The sequence below is a fragment of the Qipengyuania gelatinilytica genome (genome assembly GCF_019711315.1).
Lineage (GTDB): Bacteria > Pseudomonadota > Alphaproteobacteria > Sphingomonadales > Sphingomonadaceae > Qipengyuania > Qipengyuania gelatinilytica.
In genome coordinates this window covers 2,521,476-2,540,909 of the sequence record NZ_CP081294.1, presented here as the reverse complement: position 1 = coordinate 2,540,909, position 19,434 = coordinate 2,521,476, and the positions used below count along the sequence as shown (strand labels likewise).

At 63.8% G+C, this 19,434-nt stretch carries 18 protein-coding genes; 7 read left to right on the top strand and 11 right to left on the bottom strand.

All coding sequences use genetic code 11. The features are described 5' to 3' along the window. Positions 1-33: 33 nt before the first annotated feature. The 7 genes from K3136_RS12540 to K3136_RS12510 all read right to left on the bottom strand — a co-directional run bounded on the left by K3136_RS12540 (position 34) and on the right by K3136_RS12510 (position 6,140). Positions 34-642, bottom strand: coding sequence for a response regulator transcription factor (locus K3136_RS12540; RefSeq protein WP_221430635.1), 609 nt, complete (start codon positions 640-642; stop codon positions 34-36). Positions 643-768: 126 nt separating this feature from the next. After that, positions 769-1,518 carry a proteasome-type protease gene (locus K3136_RS12535; RefSeq protein ID WP_221430634.1) on the bottom strand — a complete coding sequence of 250 codons (750 nt, stop codon included), beginning with the start codon at positions 1,516-1,518 and terminating at the stop codon, positions 769-771. Positions 1,519-1,531: 13 nt separating this feature from the next. Next, complete coding sequence (locus tag K3136_RS12530; protein WP_221430633.1) at positions 1,532-2,347, bottom strand: transglutaminase family protein; 816 nt, start codon at positions 2,345-2,347, stop codon at positions 1,532-1,534. After that, on the bottom strand, positions 2,347-3,291 hold the full coding sequence (locus tag K3136_RS12525) for an alpha-E domain-containing protein (protein WP_221430632.1): 945 nt from the start codon (positions 3,289-3,291) through the stop codon (positions 2,347-2,349). Before K3136_RS12525 ends, K3136_RS12530 begins: the two co-directional genes overlap by 1 nt. 1 nt (position 3,292) lies before the next feature. Next, positions 3,293-4,720, bottom strand: coding sequence for a circularly permuted type 2 ATP-grasp protein (locus K3136_RS12520; RefSeq protein ID WP_221430631.1), 1,428 nt, complete (start codon positions 4,718-4,720; stop codon positions 3,293-3,295). 74 nt (positions 4,721-4,794) lie between these two features. Further along, on the bottom strand, positions 4,795-5,529 hold the full coding sequence (locus K3136_RS12515; protein ID WP_345725176.1) for an esterase/lipase family protein: 735 nt from the start codon (positions 5,527-5,529) through the stop codon (positions 4,795-4,797). 74 nt (positions 5,530-5,603) lie between these two features. After that, a complete protein-coding gene (locus tag K3136_RS12510; protein ID WP_221430629.1) occupies positions 5,604-6,140 on the bottom strand; it encodes a DUF3617 domain-containing protein in 537 nt (178 codons plus the stop codon). A gap of 100 nt (positions 6,141-6,240) precedes the next feature. Between K3136_RS12510 and uvrB the strand changes: the two genes are divergently transcribed. The 4 genes from uvrB to K3136_RS12490 all read left to right on the top strand — a co-directional run bounded on the left by uvrB (position 6,241) and on the right by K3136_RS12490 (position 11,468). Continuing rightward, positions 6,241-8,436 (top strand): excinuclease ABC subunit UvrB, encoded by a 2,196-nt coding sequence (gene uvrB, locus K3136_RS12505; RefSeq protein ID WP_221430628.1) that lies wholly within the window; start codon positions 6,241-6,243, stop codon positions 8,434-8,436. A gap of 107 nt (positions 8,437-8,543) precedes the next feature. Then, a complete protein-coding gene (locus tag K3136_RS12500) occupies positions 8,544-9,338 on the top strand; it encodes a class I SAM-dependent methyltransferase (protein ID WP_247711355.1) in 795 nt (264 codons plus the stop codon). 61 nt (positions 9,339-9,399) lie between these two features. Next, the gene (locus K3136_RS12495) at positions 9,400-10,893 is read left to right on the top strand and encodes a S10 family peptidase (protein ID WP_221430626.1); all 1,494 of its coding nucleotides are present in this window, start codon (positions 9,400-9,402) and stop codon (positions 10,891-10,893) included. Between the two features lie 32 nt (positions 10,894-10,925). Then, entirely contained in the window at positions 10,926-11,468 is a 543-nt protein-coding gene (locus K3136_RS12490) for a hypothetical protein (RefSeq protein ID WP_221430625.1), read from the top strand. Here K3136_RS12490 and K3136_RS12485 read toward each other — a convergent pair. Then, positions 11,410-13,497, bottom strand: a complete 2,088-nt coding sequence (locus K3136_RS12485; RefSeq protein ID WP_247711354.1) for a protein-disulfide reductase DsbD family protein — start codon at positions 13,495-13,497, stop codon at positions 11,410-11,412. The two genes, K3136_RS12490 and K3136_RS12485, sit on opposite strands and share 59 nt — an antisense overlap. A 25-nt stretch (positions 13,498-13,522) precedes the next feature. On the opposite strand from K3136_RS12485, the gene K3136_RS12480 reads away from it, so the two are divergent. Continuing rightward, positions 13,523-14,737: an FAD-dependent monooxygenase gene (locus K3136_RS12480; protein WP_221430624.1), complete on the top strand. Its 1,215-nt coding sequence runs from the start codon at positions 13,523-13,525 to the stop codon at positions 14,735-14,737. A 14-nt stretch (positions 14,738-14,751) separates the two neighbouring features. On the opposite strand, the gene K3136_RS12475 is transcribed toward K3136_RS12480, so the two are convergent. The 3 genes from K3136_RS12475 to hemC all read right to left on the bottom strand — a co-directional run bounded on the left by K3136_RS12475 (position 14,752) and on the right by hemC (position 17,311). Further along, on the bottom strand, positions 14,752-15,594 hold the full coding sequence (locus K3136_RS12475; RefSeq protein ID WP_345725175.1) for a hypothetical protein: 843 nt from the start codon (positions 15,592-15,594) through the stop codon (positions 14,752-14,754). A 107-nt stretch (positions 15,595-15,701) separates the two neighbouring features. After that, positions 15,702-16,385, bottom strand: coding sequence for a uroporphyrinogen-III synthase (locus tag K3136_RS12470; RefSeq protein WP_221430622.1), 684 nt, complete (start codon positions 16,383-16,385; stop codon positions 15,702-15,704). After that, the gene (gene hemC, locus K3136_RS12465; RefSeq protein ID WP_221430621.1) at positions 16,382-17,311 is read right to left on the bottom strand and encodes a hydroxymethylbilane synthase; all 930 of its coding nucleotides are present in this window, start codon (positions 17,309-17,311) and stop codon (positions 16,382-16,384) included. Before hemC ends, K3136_RS12470 begins: the two co-directional genes overlap by 4 nt. Positions 17,312-17,358: 47 nt before the next feature. On the opposite strand from hemC, the gene tsaD reads away from it, so the two are divergent. Next, a complete protein-coding gene (gene tsaD / locus K3136_RS12460; RefSeq protein ID WP_221430620.1) occupies positions 17,359-18,399 on the top strand; it encodes a tRNA (adenosine(37)-N6)-threonylcarbamoyltransferase complex transferase subunit TsaD in 1,041 nt (346 codons plus the stop codon). Further along, the gene (locus tag K3136_RS12455) at positions 18,396-19,385 is read left to right on the top strand and encodes an NAD(P)H-dependent glycerol-3-phosphate dehydrogenase (RefSeq protein WP_221430619.1); all 990 of its coding nucleotides are present in this window, start codon (positions 18,396-18,398) and stop codon (positions 19,383-19,385) included. Before tsaD ends, K3136_RS12455 begins: the two co-directional genes overlap by 4 nt. The last annotated feature ends 49 nt before the right edge of the window (positions 19,386-19,434 follow it).

Here is a 19,434-nt window from a genome sequence, read left to right as displayed (position 1 = left end):
TTTGGTGCAAAGCAGCTCCGCCAACATTCACCTTCATGTCGTTATACTTGCCTCTATTCGGAGGCGCACGGCCTCGGCAGCGTGAGAAGCGCTAAGTTTGCTCATCATGTTGGCGCGGTGAATCTCGACCGTTCGCGGGCTGATGCACAGCTCGCGCGCGATCATCTTGTTGCTTCGCCCTTCGGCCAGCCAATCGAGCACCTCGCGCTCCCGTGGGGAGAGCGTGGCGATCCGGTTGCGGGCCTCCACGACCCTGCGCCGCGCGGCTGCATAGGCATCGGCCTCGTCACTGATACGCGCCACCATGGTCAGCAGGCGATCATCGCGGAGCGGCAGGCGAAGGTAGTCGAGCGCGCCGGCCTTGATCGCCTCGACTACCTTGCCCGGACGCGGATCGACCGAAGTTGCGACCACCGGGACCCAGGCGGATTTTTCCGAGAGCAGCGAAAGCACTTCGCGCGCGCTGCCCTCGGCATCGTCATCCCTTGCCAGCACGACGCCTCGCTGTGGGGGCGTGGCCATCAGTTCGGCGGCATCGGCATAGACTTCGCAATGGAGGCCGAGGTCGAAGCCTTTGCGGGCCTGTTCGGCCCTCGAGCGGCAGGAATTGTCGACGATATGAAGGACTTGTGTCTGTTCCATGGCCGGAACACTGGCACAATCAGCACGAATACCAATTCCGTACAAATACCGATCCGGCGCTATTTCAAATCATTACCGGGAACCGTCAGAAATATCGGGACTTTTTAGCATCCGAAACGGATTCGATCAGTCCTTCGGATGGTAGAAAGAATAGTCCGGCAACGAATGAAAGGCGTTCTTCAGCGCGTCGCCCCAACTCGACGAGATCGCCTGGAAATACGGGTCCTCATGAGTGATGCGGTGCTCATGGCTGGCCTCGTATGTATCGCGCTTGATCACCTGCAGGTCGAGCGGGAGGCCGACCGACAGATTTGCCTTCAGCGTGGAATCGAAACTGACCATTGTCAGCTTGGCAGCATCTTCGAGGCTCATCGCACTGTCGTAGCCGCGGATGATGATCGGACGACCGTACTTGGTCTCGCCGATCTGGAAAAAGGGGGTGTCGTGGCTCGCTTCGATGAAATTGCCTTCGGGGTAGACCATGAACAGGCGCGGCTCCATGCCCTTGATCTGGCCTGCCACGATGATCGAGGCGGTGAAGCGCCCCCTGCCCTTGGCACCATTGGCGTCCTGCCGACCGGAAATGATATCGCGCATCAGATTGCCGATTTCGGTAGCCACCTGGAACATCGTCGGTGTCTGGAGGAGGATGTTGTCACGCTCGTCCGGAGCTTTCGTGCGCTCTTCCAGCTGGCTGATGACGGCCTGCGTGGTGGCGAGGTTGCCCGCGGTCATCAGCGTGATGATGCGCTCTCCCGGAACCTGCCAGGTGAACATCTTGCGAAACACCGAGATATTGTCGACGCCCGAATTGGTCCGGGTATCGCTCATCAGGACCAGCCCGTCATCGAGCTTCATTCCCACACAATAAGTCATAATGATCTTTCGTTTACTGCTGCACTTGCTGCTGCTCTACCGAGACATCCACCTTGAGCACCTGCGAAGTGTTGCCGAAGCTGATTCCGTTCACCGGCGAGGCATCGCGGTAATCGCGTCCCGTTGCAACGCGGACATAGCGTTCATCGGGGCTGATCCCGTTGGAAATGTCGAAACCGACCCAGCCGAGCCCCTCGACGAAAGCTTCCGCCCAAGCATGGGTCGCTTCCTGGTCGATGCGGTCGTTCATCATCAGGTAGCCGGAAACATAACGTGCCGGGATATCGAGCGCGCGGGCGGCGCCGATGAAGATATGCGCGTGATCCTGGCATACGCCGCTCTTCGCAGCATAGCTTTCCTCTGCCGTGGTTCCTGGATCGGTGGTGCCGATTTCGTACGACACTTGGTCATGCGTCGCGCGCGACAGTTCGTGCAGCTGGTCGAGCCGCCCGCCATCAAAGCCTTTCAGCTCCTTGACCAGCGTTTTCATGCCGGGGCCGGGCTTCGTCAGCTTCGTCTGTGAAAGAAAGCTCCACAGGGGCAGGTGCCCCGCGTGGCGCCCGATCACTCCAGCATGGTCATGCGTATCGACCTTGCCGTGGCAGGTGATCGTGACCTCGGTCGCTTCGGGCTCCACCGCCACCAGAGTGGTCGTGTTGTGGTGCTGGTCTTCGTAGGTGAGTTCTTCGGCCGCATTCTCGTAGTCCATCGACCATTCGAGAATTTCCTGACCCTGCGTTTCCTTGGGAGTCAGGCGCAGCCTCTGCAGGGCATGCACCACGGGCGCATCGAAGTTGTAGCGGGTGGTATGGCGGATCGAGAGGCGCATTAGCTTAAGAACCTGTAATCGCTGGCGATGGCATTGCCGATCGCGGCATTGGAAGACATGAACTCGGTGAGGAATTCGTGCAGGCCCTGCTCGAAGATCTCCTCGATTGTCAGGTCGGTGATCTTCGTATCCGCTTCGCGCATCAGCGCATTGCATTCGCCTTCGGTACCGTGGAGCCGGGCCAGCGCCGCAAGGTTGCTGCGCAGTTCCGAATGGCAGAAGGCGAGACTGCGCGGGAAACGGTCATCGAGGATCAGGAACTCGCAAATACCGCGCGCATCGATGCGCCCCGCGTTGAGCCAACGATAGGCGCGGTCGCCCGAGACCGAGCGCAAGACCGTGTCCCACTGCCCCGTATCGAGGCTCGATCCGACATAGGAGAGCGACGGCAGGAGCAGGTAATACTTGATGTCGAGGATGCGGGCGATGGAATCGGCCCGCTCGATGAACATGCCGGCTTGTGCGAAGTGATAGCCCTCTTCGCGCAACATCGATCCGATCAGTGCGCCGCGGGCCATGGTCCCTGCACGCCGGATGGTCTTGACCGCATCGAGGACCTTGTTCTCGCCAACGGGCTTTGCCAGTTGTTCGTCGATTTCAAGCCAGTTCTCGTTGATCGCTTCCCACAATTCGCCGCTGATCGCATTGCGCGCCAGGCGGGCATTCTGCCGTACCGCGCTGAACATGCAGATGATGCTGGCGGGGTTATCCCTCTCGCGCAGCATGAAGTTCCATGCCTGCATGCCGGTGTAGCTGGAGTGCTTGGCCTCGTAACTCTGGCGCTGGCCGGACGTCTCGATGACCGAGCGCCATTCCTCCTCCGCCGTGACGAGGTCGCGGGTAAGTGCCATGCGCAGGCCCGCATCGAGCAGGCGCGCAGTGTTCTCTGCCCGCTCGAGGTAGCGGAACATCCAGAACAGTCCGTTTGCTGTGCGTCCGAGCATATCAGTCCTTCAGCACCCATGTATCCTTGGTCCCGCCACCCTGGCTCGAATTCACGACCAGCGAGCCTTTTTCCAAGGCGACACGCGTCAGCCCTCCGGGCGTGATGTCGATCTTGTCGGGCGAAACCAGCACGAATGGCCTCAGGTCCACGTGGCGCGGAGCGAGGCCTTTCTTGGTGAAGACCGGGCAGGTCGACAGCGATAGCGTCGGCTGCGCGATGTAATTTTCGGGGTTCTCGACGATCTTGTGGCGGAATTCCTCGATCTGCTTCTTGGTCGAAGCGGGACCCACAAGCATACCGTAACCGCCCGAGCCGTGAACCTCCTTCACGACCAGTTCGGCAAGGTTGTCGAGCACGTATTTGAGGCTGTCTTCTTCCGCGCAGCGCCATGTCTCGACATTGGGCAGCAGCGGTTTCTCGCCCGTATAGAATTCCACGATCTCGGGCATGAAGGAATAGATCGCCTTGTCGTCGCACACTCCGGTGCCCGGCGCATTGGCGATGGTGACGCCGCCCGCGCGGTACACGTCCATGATGCCGGGCACGCCCAGCACGCTGTCGGAGTTGAAGGTCAGCGGATCGAGGAAATCGTCGTCGACCCGGCGATAGATCACGTCGACCGCCTTGTATCCGCGGGTGGTGCGCATGGCGACGCGGCCATTCACGACGCGAAGGTCGCTGCCCTCGACCAGTTCGGCCCCCATCTGGTCGGCGAGGAATGCGTGTTCGAAATAGGCGGAGTTGAAGATGCCCGGCGTTAGCACGGCGACCACCGGCTTATCTCCGGCGCAATCGGGCGCGCAGGCGGCAAGGCTCTTGGCAAGACGGCGCGGATAGTCCGACACGCTCTCCACCTGGCAGCGCAGGAAGAGTTCGGGGAACATCGCCATCATCGTCTCGCGATTTTCGAGCATGTAGCTGACGCCCGATGGCGTACGGGCATTGTCTTCCAGGACGAAGAATTCGTCGGGACCGGTGCGGACAAGGTCGATCCCGACGATGTGGGTGTAGACCCCGCCCGGCGGCGTGAAGCCGACCATGTTCGGCAACCACGCCTCGTTATTGCGCAGCAGGCGTTCGGGAAGCCTGCCGGCTCGCACGATTTCCTGCCGGTGATAGAGATCGTGCATGAAGGCGTTGAGAGCCGACACGCGCTGTTCGATCCCGCGCGTCAGGCGGCGCCACTCGCGCGCATCAATGACGCGCGGCACCATGTCGAAGGGGATGAGGCGCTCTTCGGCCTCGTCCTCGCCGTAGACATTGAAGGTGATGCCCGTCTTGCGAAAATTGGTTTCTGCCTCGGAGTGCTTGCGACGCAGGAGCTTGGGGTCCTGCTCGTCGTACCATTTGCAATAGTTCGAATAGGCAGGTCGCACCGAGCCGTCCGGCTGGCGCATTTCGTCGAAAAATTCGGCGTTGCCGCTCATGTTCCCCCGAGATGGACTGGTCGCGCATGACGCGCGTCGGGCAGCAGGACGCCACCCGTCAGGGAACTAAAGGTTCAGGAGCGGTCCAGTTCCGAAAGAAGCGCGGACATTGCTTCATTGGAGAGCACAAAGCCCATGTGCGAGCAGCGCAGCGCGATCGTACGATCGCGCTCGCCTGCGCGGCCACAGGCGGAACGCGGGTGCACGATGCCGTCACGCGGGCTCCACATGGCTACTGTTTCCACCGGCGGTTTCTCGGCCACGACCGTGTCGATTTCCGGCTCGTCGACGCGATGGCCGGCAATGGCCTGGTAGGCACGCCAGCCATTGTTCGCCCGCGGGCTGCCCGAAAAGGGCGAACCCATGGTGACGACCTTTTCGATCTTGTCGGGATGACGCTTGGCCAGTTCGCGGGCCATCACGCCGCCGAGGCTCCAGCCGACCAGCACGATCTTCTGGCCACGCCTTTCGTATAGCTCTTCCAGCCGTTCCTCGACCTTGGCGAAGCGATCGGCAGTTGCGCCAAGATTGACGCCCATGCCCCAGCTTTTCGCGGTGTGGCCGGCCTTTTCCAGCTGGCGGGCAAGCCACCGCATGCGGACCGGATGCGCCCCGAAGCCCGGCAGCAGCATCACGCGGCGCGGATTGGCGGCGGGCGAAACCTCGACCGGCGAGAAGCGCCGCTTCACAGGCTCCAGCGGCCAGAGAAACTCGCGCAGCAGCAGGAGCGCCCGCGGGCCGCGCGCATCGTCTGGGCAAGGCTCTGCAGCCAGCGCAATGCGCCTGCTCCATTCCTGACGCGTTTCCAAGAAAGGTAGTGTTGCCATCGTCCCGCAATAATGCGCCGGGCCGATTGCGGGTTCCTGAATGTGAGGCGGTGCCCTTAGCTGGCACAGTCCCCGATACGCTCATGCGACGTGCGCACGGTCATCGTTCCCCGTCCCTGTCCGGCCATGTTGCCTTCCATCGTCATGGTCATTTCCGACGCGGTTTCGCTGCCGCTGCCGTCCATGGTCATGCGCATTTCGCCCATGCCGCCATCGGTGCATAGCATGACGGCATCGATATCATTGCCGTCCGCATCGAACTTCTCGAACGAGCAGTCCCCGCTTTGCGAGGTGCGCGCCATCTCCTCGAAGCCTTTCTCGGCGTCTTCGGGCGTCAGGCAGTATTCGAATGTGCGCTCCATCCTGCTGCTGAGCACTTGCTTGGCCTCAGGCGGCGCGCCGGGCGCTTCGAAATCGAGGAGTTCGACCGAGGCGCGGTACTGGCCGGGCTGCGGCTTGACCGCGCCGTTGGCTTCCATGCTCGCCTGCGCCTCCTCCATGCTGATCTTGCCGTCCCCGTCGGTGTCGGGATCGGGGCTGCCGCAAGCTGCAAGAGCCAGGGTGGCAACAAGGGCGGTAAAAGGCGCACGCATAGGAAATCTCCGGTTTTCTTCGTCCCCAAGGCTAGGCAAGCGGCTGGCCTGGCACAAGCCGTCATTGCACCCTCTTGTGGCGTACCCCATATGTGCGCGCATGGCTGAACTCGTAATTCGCAGAGGGCTGGAAGAGCCGGACACAACCGGTGAATTCGTCCCCCACAAGCCCGCGCGTCCTGAAAAGTCCATGGGCGGCCGGCCGTTCAAGCTCGTCAGCGACTATACGCCCAGCGGCGACCAGCCGACCGCGATCGCGGAACTTACTGCCTCGGCGCGCGAGGATGAACAGACGCAGGTCCTGCTTGGCGTCACCGGCTCGGGCAAGACCTTCACCATGGCCAAGGTGATCGAGGAACTGCAGCGCCCTGCCCTGATCCTCGCGCCAAACAAGATCCTCGCCGCGCAGCTTTATGGCGAGTTCAAGAGCTTCTTCCCGGAGAACGCGGTCGAGTATTTCGTCAGCTATTACGACTATTACCAGCCCGAAGCCTACGTGCCCCGGTCGGACACCTACATCGAGAAGGAAAGCTCGGTGAACGAGGCGATCGACCGGATGCGGCACTCGGCCACGCGCGCGCTGCTTGAGCGCGATGACGTGATCATCGTCGCATCGGTCTCCTGCCTCTACGGTATCGGCTCGGTCGAAACCTATTCGGCGATGATCTTCGACATCAAGAAGGACGAGACCGTCGACCAGCGCGAGTTGATCCGCAAGCTCGTCGCCCTGCAATACAAGCGCAACGACGCTGCCTTCGCGCGCGGCAATTTTCGCGTGCGCGGTGACAGTCTCGAAATCTTCCCCTCGCATTACGAGGACATGGCGTGGCGCATCAGCTTTTTCGGTGACGAGATCGAGGAAATCAGCGAATTCGATCCGCTGACCGGCAAGAAGGGCGCCAGCCTCGACAAGGTGCGGATCTACGCGAATTCGCACTACGTCACGCCCGGCCCGACGATGAAACAGGCTAGCGAGGCCATCAAGTTCGAGCTGCAGGAACGGCTCAAGGAACTGCACGAGGAAGGCAAGCTGCTGGAAGCGCAGCGGCTCGAGCAGCGCACCAATTTCGATCTCGAGATGATCGCCGCCACCGGCTCTTGTGCCGGGATCGAGAACTACAGCCGCTTCCTCACCGGCCGCCTCCCCGGCGAACCGCCGCCGACGCTGTTCGAATACCTGCCCGAAAACGCACTGCTGTTCGTCGACGAAAGTCACCAGACCGTGCCGCAGATCGGCGCGATGGCGAAGGGTGACCACCGGCGCAAGATCACGCTGGCCGAGTACGGGTTCCGCCTGCCCAGCTGCATCGACAACCGCCCGCTTCGCTTCAACGAATGGGACGCGATGCGCCCGCAGACCTTCTGCGTTTCGGCCACACCGGGCACGTGGGAGATGGAGCAGACCGGCGGCGTCTTTGCCGAACAGGTCATCCGGCCCACCGGCCTCATCGACCCGCCGGTCGAGATCAAGCCGGTCGAGGACCAGGTCCAGGACTGCATCGAAGAGTGCAAGAAGACCGCTGCCAAGGGCTATCGCACGCTTGTCACCACCCTGACCAAGCGCATGGCGGAAGACCTCACCGAGTTCATGCACGAGGCGGGCGTGAGGGTGCGCTACATGCACTCCGACGTGGAGACGCTGGAGCGTATCGAGCTGATCCGCGACCTGCGCCTCGGCGTCTACGACGTGCTGGTGGGCATCAACCTGCTGCGCGAAGGCCTCGACATTCCCGAATGCGGCCTCGTCTGCATCCTCGACGCGGACAAGGAAGGCTTCCTGCGCAGCGAGACCAGCCTCGTCCAGACCATCGGCCGCGCCGCGCGTAACGTCGAAGGCCGCGTGATCCTCTATGCCGACCGTGTCACCGGTTCGATGGAACGCGCGATGGCGGAAACCGACCGCCGCCGCGAGAAGCAGAAGGCCTATAACGAAGAACACGGCATCACGCCGAAGACGATCAAGCGCAACATCGCCGATATCGTTGCGCATACGGCAGCGCAGGACGGGGTCACCGTCGACACGGGCGATGACGAGCGCAACAACCTCGTCGGCCACAACCTTCGTGCCTATATCGAGGATCTCGAAAAACGCATGCGCGCCGCTGCTGCCGATCTCGAATTCGAGGAAGCAGGCCGCTTGCGCGACGAAATCCGACGCCTCGAGAATGACGAGCTTGGCCTTGGCGACGAGGAGAAGAAGGCTCCGCGCGTCGGCAGGAGCGATGCAGGCCGCCCGGGCACCCGAAAGACCCGCTACGGCAAGACGCGCTACAAACGGATGGGCGGCAAGCCGTAAGACTTCGACCAGCGCCCCCGCGCTCTCGACCAACGTAGGCTGAAGCCCTTCCCACCTCCCTGCGCGAGGTCCAAGCTCCTCCTTGCAATATGCAAGGGGAGAGAACCGTGAAACCGCACCTGATCCTGACCACGGCGCTGGCACTGTCGCTGGCCGCCTGTTCGCAACCGGCAGAAGAGAGCACTGCCCAAGTCGAGGCCGCGCAAACCGTCTCGGCCGATACGCTCGCGGCAGCTGTCGCCAACGAAGCTCGTCCCGAGCAAGCGCGCGCGCTCGACGAGAACCGCAAGCCCGCCGAAGTCCTGGCGTTTCTCGGCATTCAGGAAGGCGATGCGGCTGCCGACCTCATGTCGGGCGGCGGATACTGGGCGGAAATCCTCGCCAAGGCTGTCGGCGAGAATGGCAGTGTGACTGCGCTGGAACCCGACCAGTTCTTCGATGAGGAGGCGTGGACCGCATTGTCGCAACGTGAGCCCGGTATCGTTCTCGAACGCTATCCCTTCGAGGAATTCGCAACGGATGCCGAGCGCTTCGATTTCGCGATCATGAACCTGAATTATCACGACCTTTATTGGGAATCCGAGCAGTACAAGATGTCCCGCACCGATCCCGATGCATACCTTGCCAGCCTGTATAAAGCGATGAAACCCGGCGGCGTTGTGGGTGTGATCGATCATGCCGGCAATCCGGGCGATACCCGCAAGACCGTCGACGATTACCACCGGATCGACCCCGCAGTGGTCCGCGCCGATCTCGAACGGGCCGGCTTCGTCCTCGAGGCTGAAAGCGATATGCTCGCCAATCCCGAAGACGACCGCGAAACCAGCGTCTTCGCGCCGGAAATCCGTGGCAAGACCGATCGGTTCGTGATGAAATTCGTGAAGCCATCTGCGAAGGAATAAGGAATAGCGGCAGAGGGAGCGGACACTTTACCCGCTTCCTTTCCGCCGCCATAGCAGGGCCATGATCACCCGCCTGCTCGCCGCCGCTGCGGTTCTCGCCTTATCCGCCCCTCTCTCTGCGCAGGAGAAGCCCGGCGCTCCCCCGGCCGAACAGATCGAGCCGCAGGTCAAGTCGCGCAGCCTCACCGGCACTTTCGGCGGGCAGCGCATGTCCTATACTGCCACGGTCAGCGAGACGATCCTCGAGGGCGATGACGGCAAGCAGGAAGCGGTCATCGTCACCACGAGCTATGTGAAGAGCCCGCGCGATACCTCGCGCCCCGTTTTCTTCATCTACAACGGCGGGCCGGGTTCGGGTTCGGTCTGGCTGCAGATGGGCGCCTGGGGGCCGAAGAGGGTTGGCATCCCGTCCGATGCGCGCGACGATGGTGCGCCGCCCTACCCGATCCTCGAAAATCCCGAGAGCCTGCTCGACGTTGCCGATCTCGTGTTCATCGATCCGCCGGGCACCGGCTTCAGCTTCCTGACCAAGGGCACCGATCCGGAGAAATACTACGGATTGAGGCAGGACGCGCGCGCCGTGGCGCAGGTCATCAGGCGCTGGATCAACGACAATGGCCGCTGGAACAGCCCCAAATATCTCGGCGGCGAGAGCTACGGCACCACCCGCACGGCGATGGTGGTGGACGAGCTGGAAGGCGGGACCTTCAACGACGTCGCCCTGAACGGCCTGATCCTCGTCTCGACCATCCTCGATCTTGCCGGACGCGAGCCGACGCCGGGCAACGAAATGGCCTATATCGTCACGCTGCCGAACATGGCCGCAGCGGCCTATTATCACGGCAAGGTGCAGGCACCTTCGGTCGAGGCCATTGCCGAGGAAGCGCGCCAGTTCGCCATCGGACCCTTCGCGACTGCACTGCTGAAGGGACAGGATCTGCCCGACGCCGAACGCGCGGCGGTGCGCGCAGAACTCTCGCGCCTGACGGGCCTTTCGGAGGAATATCTCGACCAGGCGAACCTGCGGGTCACAAGCCAGCGTTTCTACAAGGAATTGCTGCGCGACCGAGGGCTGACCATCGGCCGCCTCGATGCGCGCTATACGGGCCGCGACTATGACAATGCAGGCGAGACGCCGGATAACGACCCCAGTTTCTACGGCATCGATGCAGGCTATACGGCGGCGGTGAACAGCTGGCTGCGCGATGGCCTCGGCTTCGAGACCGACCGTGAGTACCAGTCGATCGGTCGCGAGCCGGGTCAGTACTGGGACTGGTCGATGAACAATGGCCGGGGCCGTAATGCCTATCTCAATGTCGCCCCGCTGATCGGCAGGGCCATGCGCGAGAATTCGCAGCTGCGCCTGTTCAACGCGCAAGGTTGGTACGATTTCGCGACGCCGTTTTTCGGCGCGGAATATTCGCTCAATCGCTTCGGCATCCCGCAGGACCGGCTGACGTTCAAATATTACGACGCCGGCCACATGATGTATGTGCGTGACGAGGACCGGGTAAAACTCAGCAACGACCTGCGCGAATTCATCCGGGCGCGTTGACCGCGATGTGTGTGCTGGCATAGCTCGGCACCATGCTTCGCCTCACCGCGCTGTGTGCGCTTACCCTGCTGTCCGCCTGCAAGCCGCCCGCTTCGGACGACTATGTCTCGCGCACGCAGATCACCGACGAGAGGCGCGCACCTGCCACCCCCGTCGCCTCGCCCGATACGCAAGGTGCCGCATGGGTGCGCAGCGAACAGAGCGGGCGCCTGCTCTACGGCAAGCCCGGGGAAATGCCGCTCTTCTCGCTGGCATGCGAAGGAGAGGAACTGGTCTACCGGCGCTATGTCGCGGCAGACGAGGATGCGAAGGCAGTGCTGGCGCTGATCGGCAACGGCCACGTCGAACGCTTCTTTATCGACGCGCATGAGGAAGGCGATGCATGGCTGTGGCGCGGCTCGGTCCGTGCCGACGATCCGAGGCTGGAAGTGCTGACCGGCCCGCGCAGTATCGAGGCGACCATTCCGGGGGCAGGTTCGATGATCCTCAACGCCAGCCGCCAGCCGGCCGAGTTCATCACTCGCTGCGCGGGGACGATGCCTGCCCTGCCAGATCCCGAAGCATCGCCGGAGTAAGCACCTGCGGCAATTGCTGCGCGTCGCCGCCCGGCACGTACCACAGGTAAAGCGGCACGCCCGCCACGCCCTGTTTCGCAAGGAAGCTGGCAATCTCTTCGTCCCGGCGCGTCCAGTCGCCGCGCATCGTGATCACGCCTGCCCTTGCGAAGGCGTCGCGCGTCTCTTCGCGTTCGATGGCGACCTGTTCGTTCACCTTGCAGGTGATGCACCAGTCGGCGGTGAACCAGACGAAAACGGGCTTGCCGCTGGTGCGCGCTTCGGCAAGCGCGCTTTCGGAAAAGGCGAAGGGCTCGTGGATGCTCTGCGAAGGGGATAGCTCGGGAGCTTCCGGTTCCGGCACGATGGACAGCGCGAAGATGGACAGCGCCACGATCCCTGCAAAGAAGATCCGTTCGGCCCCCAGTCCCTTGGCCTGCCGCTGGCCCATCGATGCGAGCAGCGCGAGCATGAGGACACTCACGATCCCGATAATGGTCAGCCAGAAACCGTCGGCAATCCGCCACAAGAGCCATGCGAGCGCCAGGACGGTGAGCCCCATCGGGATCGCCATCCAGCGCCGGAAACGCTCCATCCAAGGACCCGGCTTGGGCAGTTTGCGCCGCCCAGCGGGGATGAAGCCGATGAGCAGGAAGGGGAGCGCCAGTCCCACGCCCAGCGCAGTGAAGATCGCGAACCCCTCTATCGGACGCAGCACCAGCGCCGCGCCCAGCGCCAGCGCCATGAAGGGGCCGGTGCATGGCGTAGCGACGAAGGCAGCGAGCAAGCCGGTCGCGAAGGAACCCCTTGCAGATGGCTTGCCGCCCGCGATCGCCATTCCGGGTACCTGGAACAGCCCGAGGAAGTTGGCGGTGATCGCAATCGCCAGCAGGAATAGCGCGGCCACGATGCGCGGCTCCTGAAGCTGGAAGGCCCAGCCCACCTGCTCGCCCGCCGAACGCAGCAGCAGGATCAGCGCGCCGAGGGCGGCACAGGCCAGCACCACGCCCGCGGTATAGGCCAGCGCATCGCGCCTTGCAGAAACCTCGTCACCGCCCGCCTTGGCGAGCGCGAGCGCCTTGAGGCTGAGGATCGGGAAAACGCAGGGCATGATGTTGAGTAGCAATCCTCCGACCAGCGAGGCTGCCAGCAATATCCAGAGCGGCGGAATATCGACCGGTCCACGGATGGGCTTCACGCCTTCCAGCGGTACGTCGCGCTGTTCGGCCTCGAAGCGAAGCCCCTGTCCGTCACCGAGCGAGAGGATGCCGCCGATCCGCTCTGGCAAGGCGGTGCCTTCCTGTCCGGCGAGCCGGCGAAGCGGGATTTCGGCGACCAGCAAATTGCCTTCGCGAACATAGGTCTGGACCGCGGCATATTGCGGGGCGAACCCGCCGATTTGCGTGTCTGCAAGGAACAGGTGCAGATCACCCAGTTCAAGATCAGCCGGAAGCGGTATGCCAATGCGCAGCCGGTCGCGCTGGATTTCGTATCCTGCAACACTGTCGAGCGGCGGGGCGATGGCTGCCCGCCATGCCCGAAAATCCCCGCCCTCGCTCAACGTAAGACGCGCATCCTGCGGTACGCAAAGCCTGTCGGTACAGGCGAGGTAGGAGACGAAGCCGGTGATCGGCGCGATATTTCCCACTGCCGCATCGGCGGGCACATCGACCGGCACGAGGACCGCATGCTCGCCCTCGTAGATGTGATTCATCAGTTCCGAGATCACGAGGGTTTGCGGCACGGGATACAGCGGCTCACCCGCCACCCATCCCTCGGGCAGGTCGAGGAGAAGCGCCATGCCTTGCCCTGCATCTCCAGGATTCGACCAGTAACCGTGCCATTCCCTGCTGCTGGGCGTAAACTCCAGCGCCAGCATCCAGGTTTCACCAGGGACTGGCGGTCCATCGCTGCGCAATTCGACCGCGATATTCTCATCACCGAAACGTGCTTCCTGCGCGCAGACGACGGCGGGAAATAGCAGCACCAGTGCCGCAACAAATGCAAGCCAGATGCCGCGCGCTGCGTCCAATGTCCTTGCCTCGGTCACACAGAGCGCATTAGGGACTGCCCCCATGACAGACAAGCGCGACTTGCTCATCCTCGGCGGCGGCCTCGTGGGAACCACACTTGCCCTCGCGGCGGCGAAAAAAGGCTTTTCGAGCCACCTCGTCGATCGGGCCGATCCGGCCGACCTGACGGCGGAAGGTTTCGATGGCCGCGCATCGGCCATTTCGACCGCAAGCTGGCGGCTATTCCGCAACATCGGCCTTGCCGAAGCGCTGGAGCCGCATGGCTGCCCGATCGAATCCATCGCCGTACTCGACCAGATGAAACCGGGCCGGATCGACTTTACGCCCGAAGTGCATGAAGGCACGCTTGGGCGCATGTTCGCCAACCGGCAGCTGCGCATCGCCCTGTTCGATGCAGCGAAGAACGAACCGCTGATCACGATGCACGCCCCGGTGGATGTCGTCAGCCGCCACCGCGATGCCTTTTCGGTCAGCGCAACGCTGGGCGACGGAACCGTGCTGGAAGCGGACCTCCTGGTCGGTGCCGAGGGTCGCGGCTCGCCCACCCGCGAGGAAGAAGGGCTGAAAATGGCCAGCTGGGACTATTCGCATCGCGCGATCATCACCGGCCTTGACCATTCGAAGCCGCACGAAGGCGTGGCTTGGGAAATCTTCTACGAGGACGGTCCCTTCGCGCTCCTGCCGCTGCTCGACGGCCCCGAAGGCCAGCACCGCAGCGCCCTTGTCTGGACCGTGGACGAGAAAGACGCCGCCGGCGTGCTCAAGCTCGGCGACCGCGCCTTCCTTGCCGAGGTCGAGAAGCGCATGGGCGATATTCTCGGCACGCTGTCGCTCAACAGTGGCCGCACTTCTTACCCGCTGAGCTTCCAGCACACAGCGCGGATCGTGGGCGAGCGCATGGCGCTGATCGGTGACAGTGCCCACGGCATGCACCCGATTGCCGGACAGGGCCTGAACCTCGGCCTGCGCGATGTCGGGGCGCTGGTGGAGGTGCTCGAAGAAGCCCGCCGCCTCGGCCTCGACCTTGCCGATGCGCAGGTCCTCGAACGTTACGAGAAGTGGCGCGCACTCGACTCCATCATGGTCATGGGCGCAACCGATACGCTTACCCGCATCTTCGGCGTGCCCGGCAAGACCGCCAGTGCGGTGCGCCGTTTCGGCATGGCAGGCGTGCAGCGTTCGGGCTGGCTGAAGAAGTTCTTCATGGACGAAGCGCGCGGCGTATCGGGCGATGTGCCCGAATTGATGAAGGCCTGAGCCGCCTCTTCGTTTTATTCGTCTACGGGGCTTGGCTGCGAAATACGGTTACCCGCACCATCGCGCAGGCGGCGCGGTTCAAGCACGGCTGCGGTTTCGATCAGGTCCAGCGCACGCTGCGTCGAGGCATAGCGTTCCGCATCGCGCAGCCATTGCTCAGCCTGCGAGGCGCCCGGCAGGTTGCGCACCTCGGCCACGGCATCGTCGGGCCGTCCGCTCAGCAGGAACAGGCGCGCCCGCTCGATCCGTTTTTCAGGCTGCGGCGAAGGCGCGCTTTCGCGTCGCACCGTGAACAGGGCGCCAAGTTCCTGTGTGAAGCGTTCGAACCCGCCGCGATCGTCACCCGATTGCAGCTGGGGCGCGAGTCCGTCGAGACGGGCGATGAGCTGGTCGAGTGTGACCGGTTCGCGCGAGAAGGTGATGATCGTGTTGACCGCATTGGGCAGCGCATCGCCGAAGCGCAGACGCAGCTGGTCAGACAAGTAGCCCAATTCCGCACCGCGATCGATGGCGCGGCGGATGGCGAATGCAATCAGCAGGCCTTCGGACCTTGCGGCATTGCCCGCGGCGGCCTGTGCCTGGAGGTCGAGCCGGGTCAGGCGCTGTTCGGCGGCGGCAAGGCGCTGGTCGATGCCGCCCTGCTGTTCGGCCACGCGCTCGACATCCTCGACCGAAACCTCGCTCGGGCTGGCGCTCGGGCTCGGTGTCGGACCGTCGTCGGCGGCTTCCGTCGTCAGCGCGGCCTGCGGCTGCTCGGTCTGCGCGTTACCGGTCTCATCCGCACCGGACGAGCGCCAGGTGAAGTAGCCTGCGACAGCTGCCCCGAGAACAAAAGAGGCCGCCGTGGCAAGCAGCATGGGCCGCATGCTGTTCGGCGAACGCCGATTGCTCGAAAAACTCTCCATTATACTCCGTTCCACGACCCCGCCGCGCCATTGTTTGAAGCGCGTTTCATCCGCTTAGCCTACTGGCACAATCGCTCCGCCAAGGCCAGTAGCTCGGCGTCGAGCGCCTGCGGGGCAATGTGTACACCTTCCCAGCCGTCACCTGCAATTTCCGCGATCCTCGGGCCCAGCGCTGCAATCGTGACCTTCGTCCGGTCGATTTCCAGCCGGTCGCATTCTTCGCGCAGGCGCCTTGCAGCCTCGCCCGAATGCATGAGGGCCACCCCGCCGTTGTTCCGCATTGCTCTGGCCACATCGTCCGCCAGTTCCAGATCCCGCATGCGATAGGTGACACGCGTTTCGATCGAAACGCCTTCAGGCGGATCCAGCTCGACCATTTTTTCGCCGGCCAGCCTGAGGAAGCGGATTTCGCGGCCCTTCACCTTATTGAGCAACGCCTGCAATCCGCCCTTGCCCGTCTGCGAAACGATGAAACCCTTTTCACGGGCGCCCTCGGCTGTGGCCTCGCCGACGGCATGGACCGGCAGGCGTTCGAGCTTTTCCAGATTGTGCCCGCCATGGCGAAACACGTTGCTGCTGCCCACGAGCAGGGCGTCGAAACCGCTTGGGTCGGGGCAATCCCACGCGACCGCCTCGACTTCGAAAAGGGGGCAACCGAGAACCGTCAGCCCGTATGCCTCGGCGGTTTCCATGGTGACGCGAAGCCCGGGCTCGGGCCGCAATATGAAGAGCAGGCGGCTCAAGCCTGTCCTCCGAAAAGGGCCGAGACATGCGTCGGAGCCTTATCGAGAAGCCGGGCGGCCAATTGCCGGGGCGCATCGAGATCACCAGGCTCGAACATCGCCTCGTCGCTGATGCGGATCGCGCCATCGGCGCTGTAGATGGTGGCGGTAAGGCGCAACTTGCCGCCTTCGCGGCGCGTCAGGGCAGCGATGGGACTGTGGCAGGTCCCGCCCAGCCCTTCCAATAGCGCGCGTTCTGCGAGAACTTCCTCATGGCTCGGCTTGTCGTCGATCGCCGCGAGCAGGTCGCACGTACGATCGTCGGCGGCGCGGCATTCGATGCCGATTGCTGCCTGCGCCGGTGCCGGCAACCATTCTTCCGGGTCGAGCCGCGTGCCCACGCCCGTTTCACCCAGCCGTTCGAGACCCGCTGCGGCGAGGAAGGTCGCATCGGCTTCCCCGGCCTGCAGCTTCGCCATGCGGGTGGCGACATTGCCGCGAATGCCGACAACTTCGAGGTCGGGGCGCGCATTGAGCAATTGCGCGGCACGGCGCGGGGCACTGGTCCCGACCCGTGCACCGCGAGGAATTGCCGCGATGGATGCGGCGCCCAGCAGCATATCGGCCTTGTCCGCACGCGGCAGGATGGCGCCAATGGCGAATTCGGCGGGGCGCAGCGTCTCAACATCTTTCATCGAATGGACGGCAGCGTCGATCCGGCCCTCGTCCAGCCAGTTATCGAGTTCGCGCGTCCACAGCGCCTTGCCGCCGATATCGGCAAGCGGGCGATCCTGTATCTTGTCGCCGCTGGCGATGACCGGGACCAGCTCGACCGCGCTTTCATCCCAGCCATGCGCTGCGCAAAGCCGCGAACGGGTCTCCACCGCCTGTGCCATGGCGAGCGGCGAACGACGGGTTCCGAGGCGAATTTGGGTGGTGGAGGTCATGGCGCGCGCTTGCCCTAGCGAGCGATACCGTTAAGGGGAAGCGCACAATGGTTCTGGTCCTCGGCATAGAAAGTTCCTGCGACGAAACGGCGGCCGCGCTGGTCGACGGCGAGCGGCGCATCGTGGCGCAGCGCATCGCCTCGCAGGACGAGGAACACGCGCCCTTCGGCGGCGTGGTGCCGGAGATCGCCGCTCGCGCCCATGCAGAGCGCCTAGCCCCGATGATCGAGGGCGTGCTGGCCGATGCAGGCGTAAAACTTGCCGATCTCGACGCGATTGCTGCCACGGCAGGTCCCGGCCTGATCGGCGGCGTCATGGTCGGCCTCGTCAGCGCCAAGGCGCTTGCGATGGCGAGCGGCGTCCCGCTGATCGCGGTCAACCACCTCGAAGGCCATGCATTGAGCCCGCGCCTTGCGGACGAGCACCTCGAATTTCCCTATGCCCTGCTGCTGGTATCGGGCGGGCATTGCCAGATCCTGCAGGTCGATGGCGTAGGCCAATACCGCCGCCTCGCGACCACGATCGACGATGCGCTGGGCGAAGCATTCGACAAGACAGCCAAGATCCTCGGACTCGGCTTTCCCGGCGGCCCCGCGGTCGAGCGGATCGCGAAGGAAGGCGACGCCAAGGTCGTACCGCTCCCCCGCCCCATGGTCGGAAGCGGCGAGCCGCATTTCTCCTTCGCCGGTTTGAAAAGCGCCGTCCTGCGCGCCCACGAAAGCGGGAAATACGAAGCGCCCGATATCGCCGCGAGTTTCCAGCAGGCAGCGATCGACTGCGTGGTCGACCGGTTGACCATCGCGCTCGCCGAAATGGACGCGGTGAAGACACTGGTCGTGGCAGGCGGCGTCGCGGCGAATGCCTCTGTCCGTGGCGCGCTGGAAGCCGTTGCCGATAAACGCGGCCTGCGGTTCACCGCGCCGCCACCAAAGCTGTGTACCGACAACGCCGCGATGATAGCATGGGCCGGCATCGAACGGCTCGGACTGGACGGGTTCGCGCCCGATCCGCTGGACATATCGGCTCGGCCCCGCTGGCCGCTCGACCCGCAAGCGGAGCCGGTGCGCGGAGCAGGAGTGAAGGCATGAGCGTAGGGGTCCTCGGTGCAGGCGCATGGGGCACCGCCCTTGCGCAGATGGTAGCCAGCGATGGCCACGATGTCCTGCTCTGGGCACGCGAGGCCGAGCTCGTCGAAGAGATCAACACGGCCCACACAAACACCCCCTTCCTGCCGAGCGCCACGCTGTCCGAAAATATCCGCGCCACGAGCGACCTTGCCGAAATGGCTGCGCTCGACGCGATGCTCGTCGTCACGCCCGCACAGCACATGGGCGCGATGCTGGAGGCCATGCCCTCGCACCCGCGCGATCTCATCCTGTGCTCCAAGGGGATCGAGGCAGGCACGGGCCGGCTAATGAACCATGTCGCACGCGATGCTGCGCGGAATAGCGATATCGCCGTGCTGTCCGGCCCGACCTTTGCGCATGAAGTGGCTGCCGGCCTCCCCGCAGCCGTTACGCTCGCCTGCGGTGGGGCAGAGGCGCAATGGGACCGCATCGCGCCGCTTGTCGCCCGCAGCAATTTCCGGCCCTATTACTCTGACGACGTGACCGGCGCGGAAATTGGCGGCGCGGTGAAGAATGTCCTCGCGATCGCCTGCGGCGTGGTCGAAGGCCTGCGCCTGGGCCAGAATGCCCGCGCCGCGCTGATCGCGCGCGGCTATGCGGAGATGATGCGCTTCGGCGAAGCACTGGGCGCCCGCCCGGAAACGCTGACCGGCCTGTGCGGCCTCGGCGATCTCGTGCTGACCTGTTCGTCTACCTCGAGCCGCAACTTCTCGCTCGGCAAGGCGCTGGGTGAAGGCCAGAGCGCGGCCAGCCTCATGTCTGACCGCAAGACCGTTGCCGAAGGCGCGCATACCGCACCTGTGCTGGTCGAACTCGCCGACAAGCACGGCGTGACCATGCCCATCGTCGGCGCGGTGAACGCGCTGCTTTCGGGTGCTGCACCGAAATCGGTGGTGGGCGATATCCTTGCGCGGCCGCTCAAAGCCGAACAGGAATCCGGCGATTGAGCCAGCCCGCTTCGCCAGCGCAGCCCGAACCAGCCAAGGGCGGTGACGA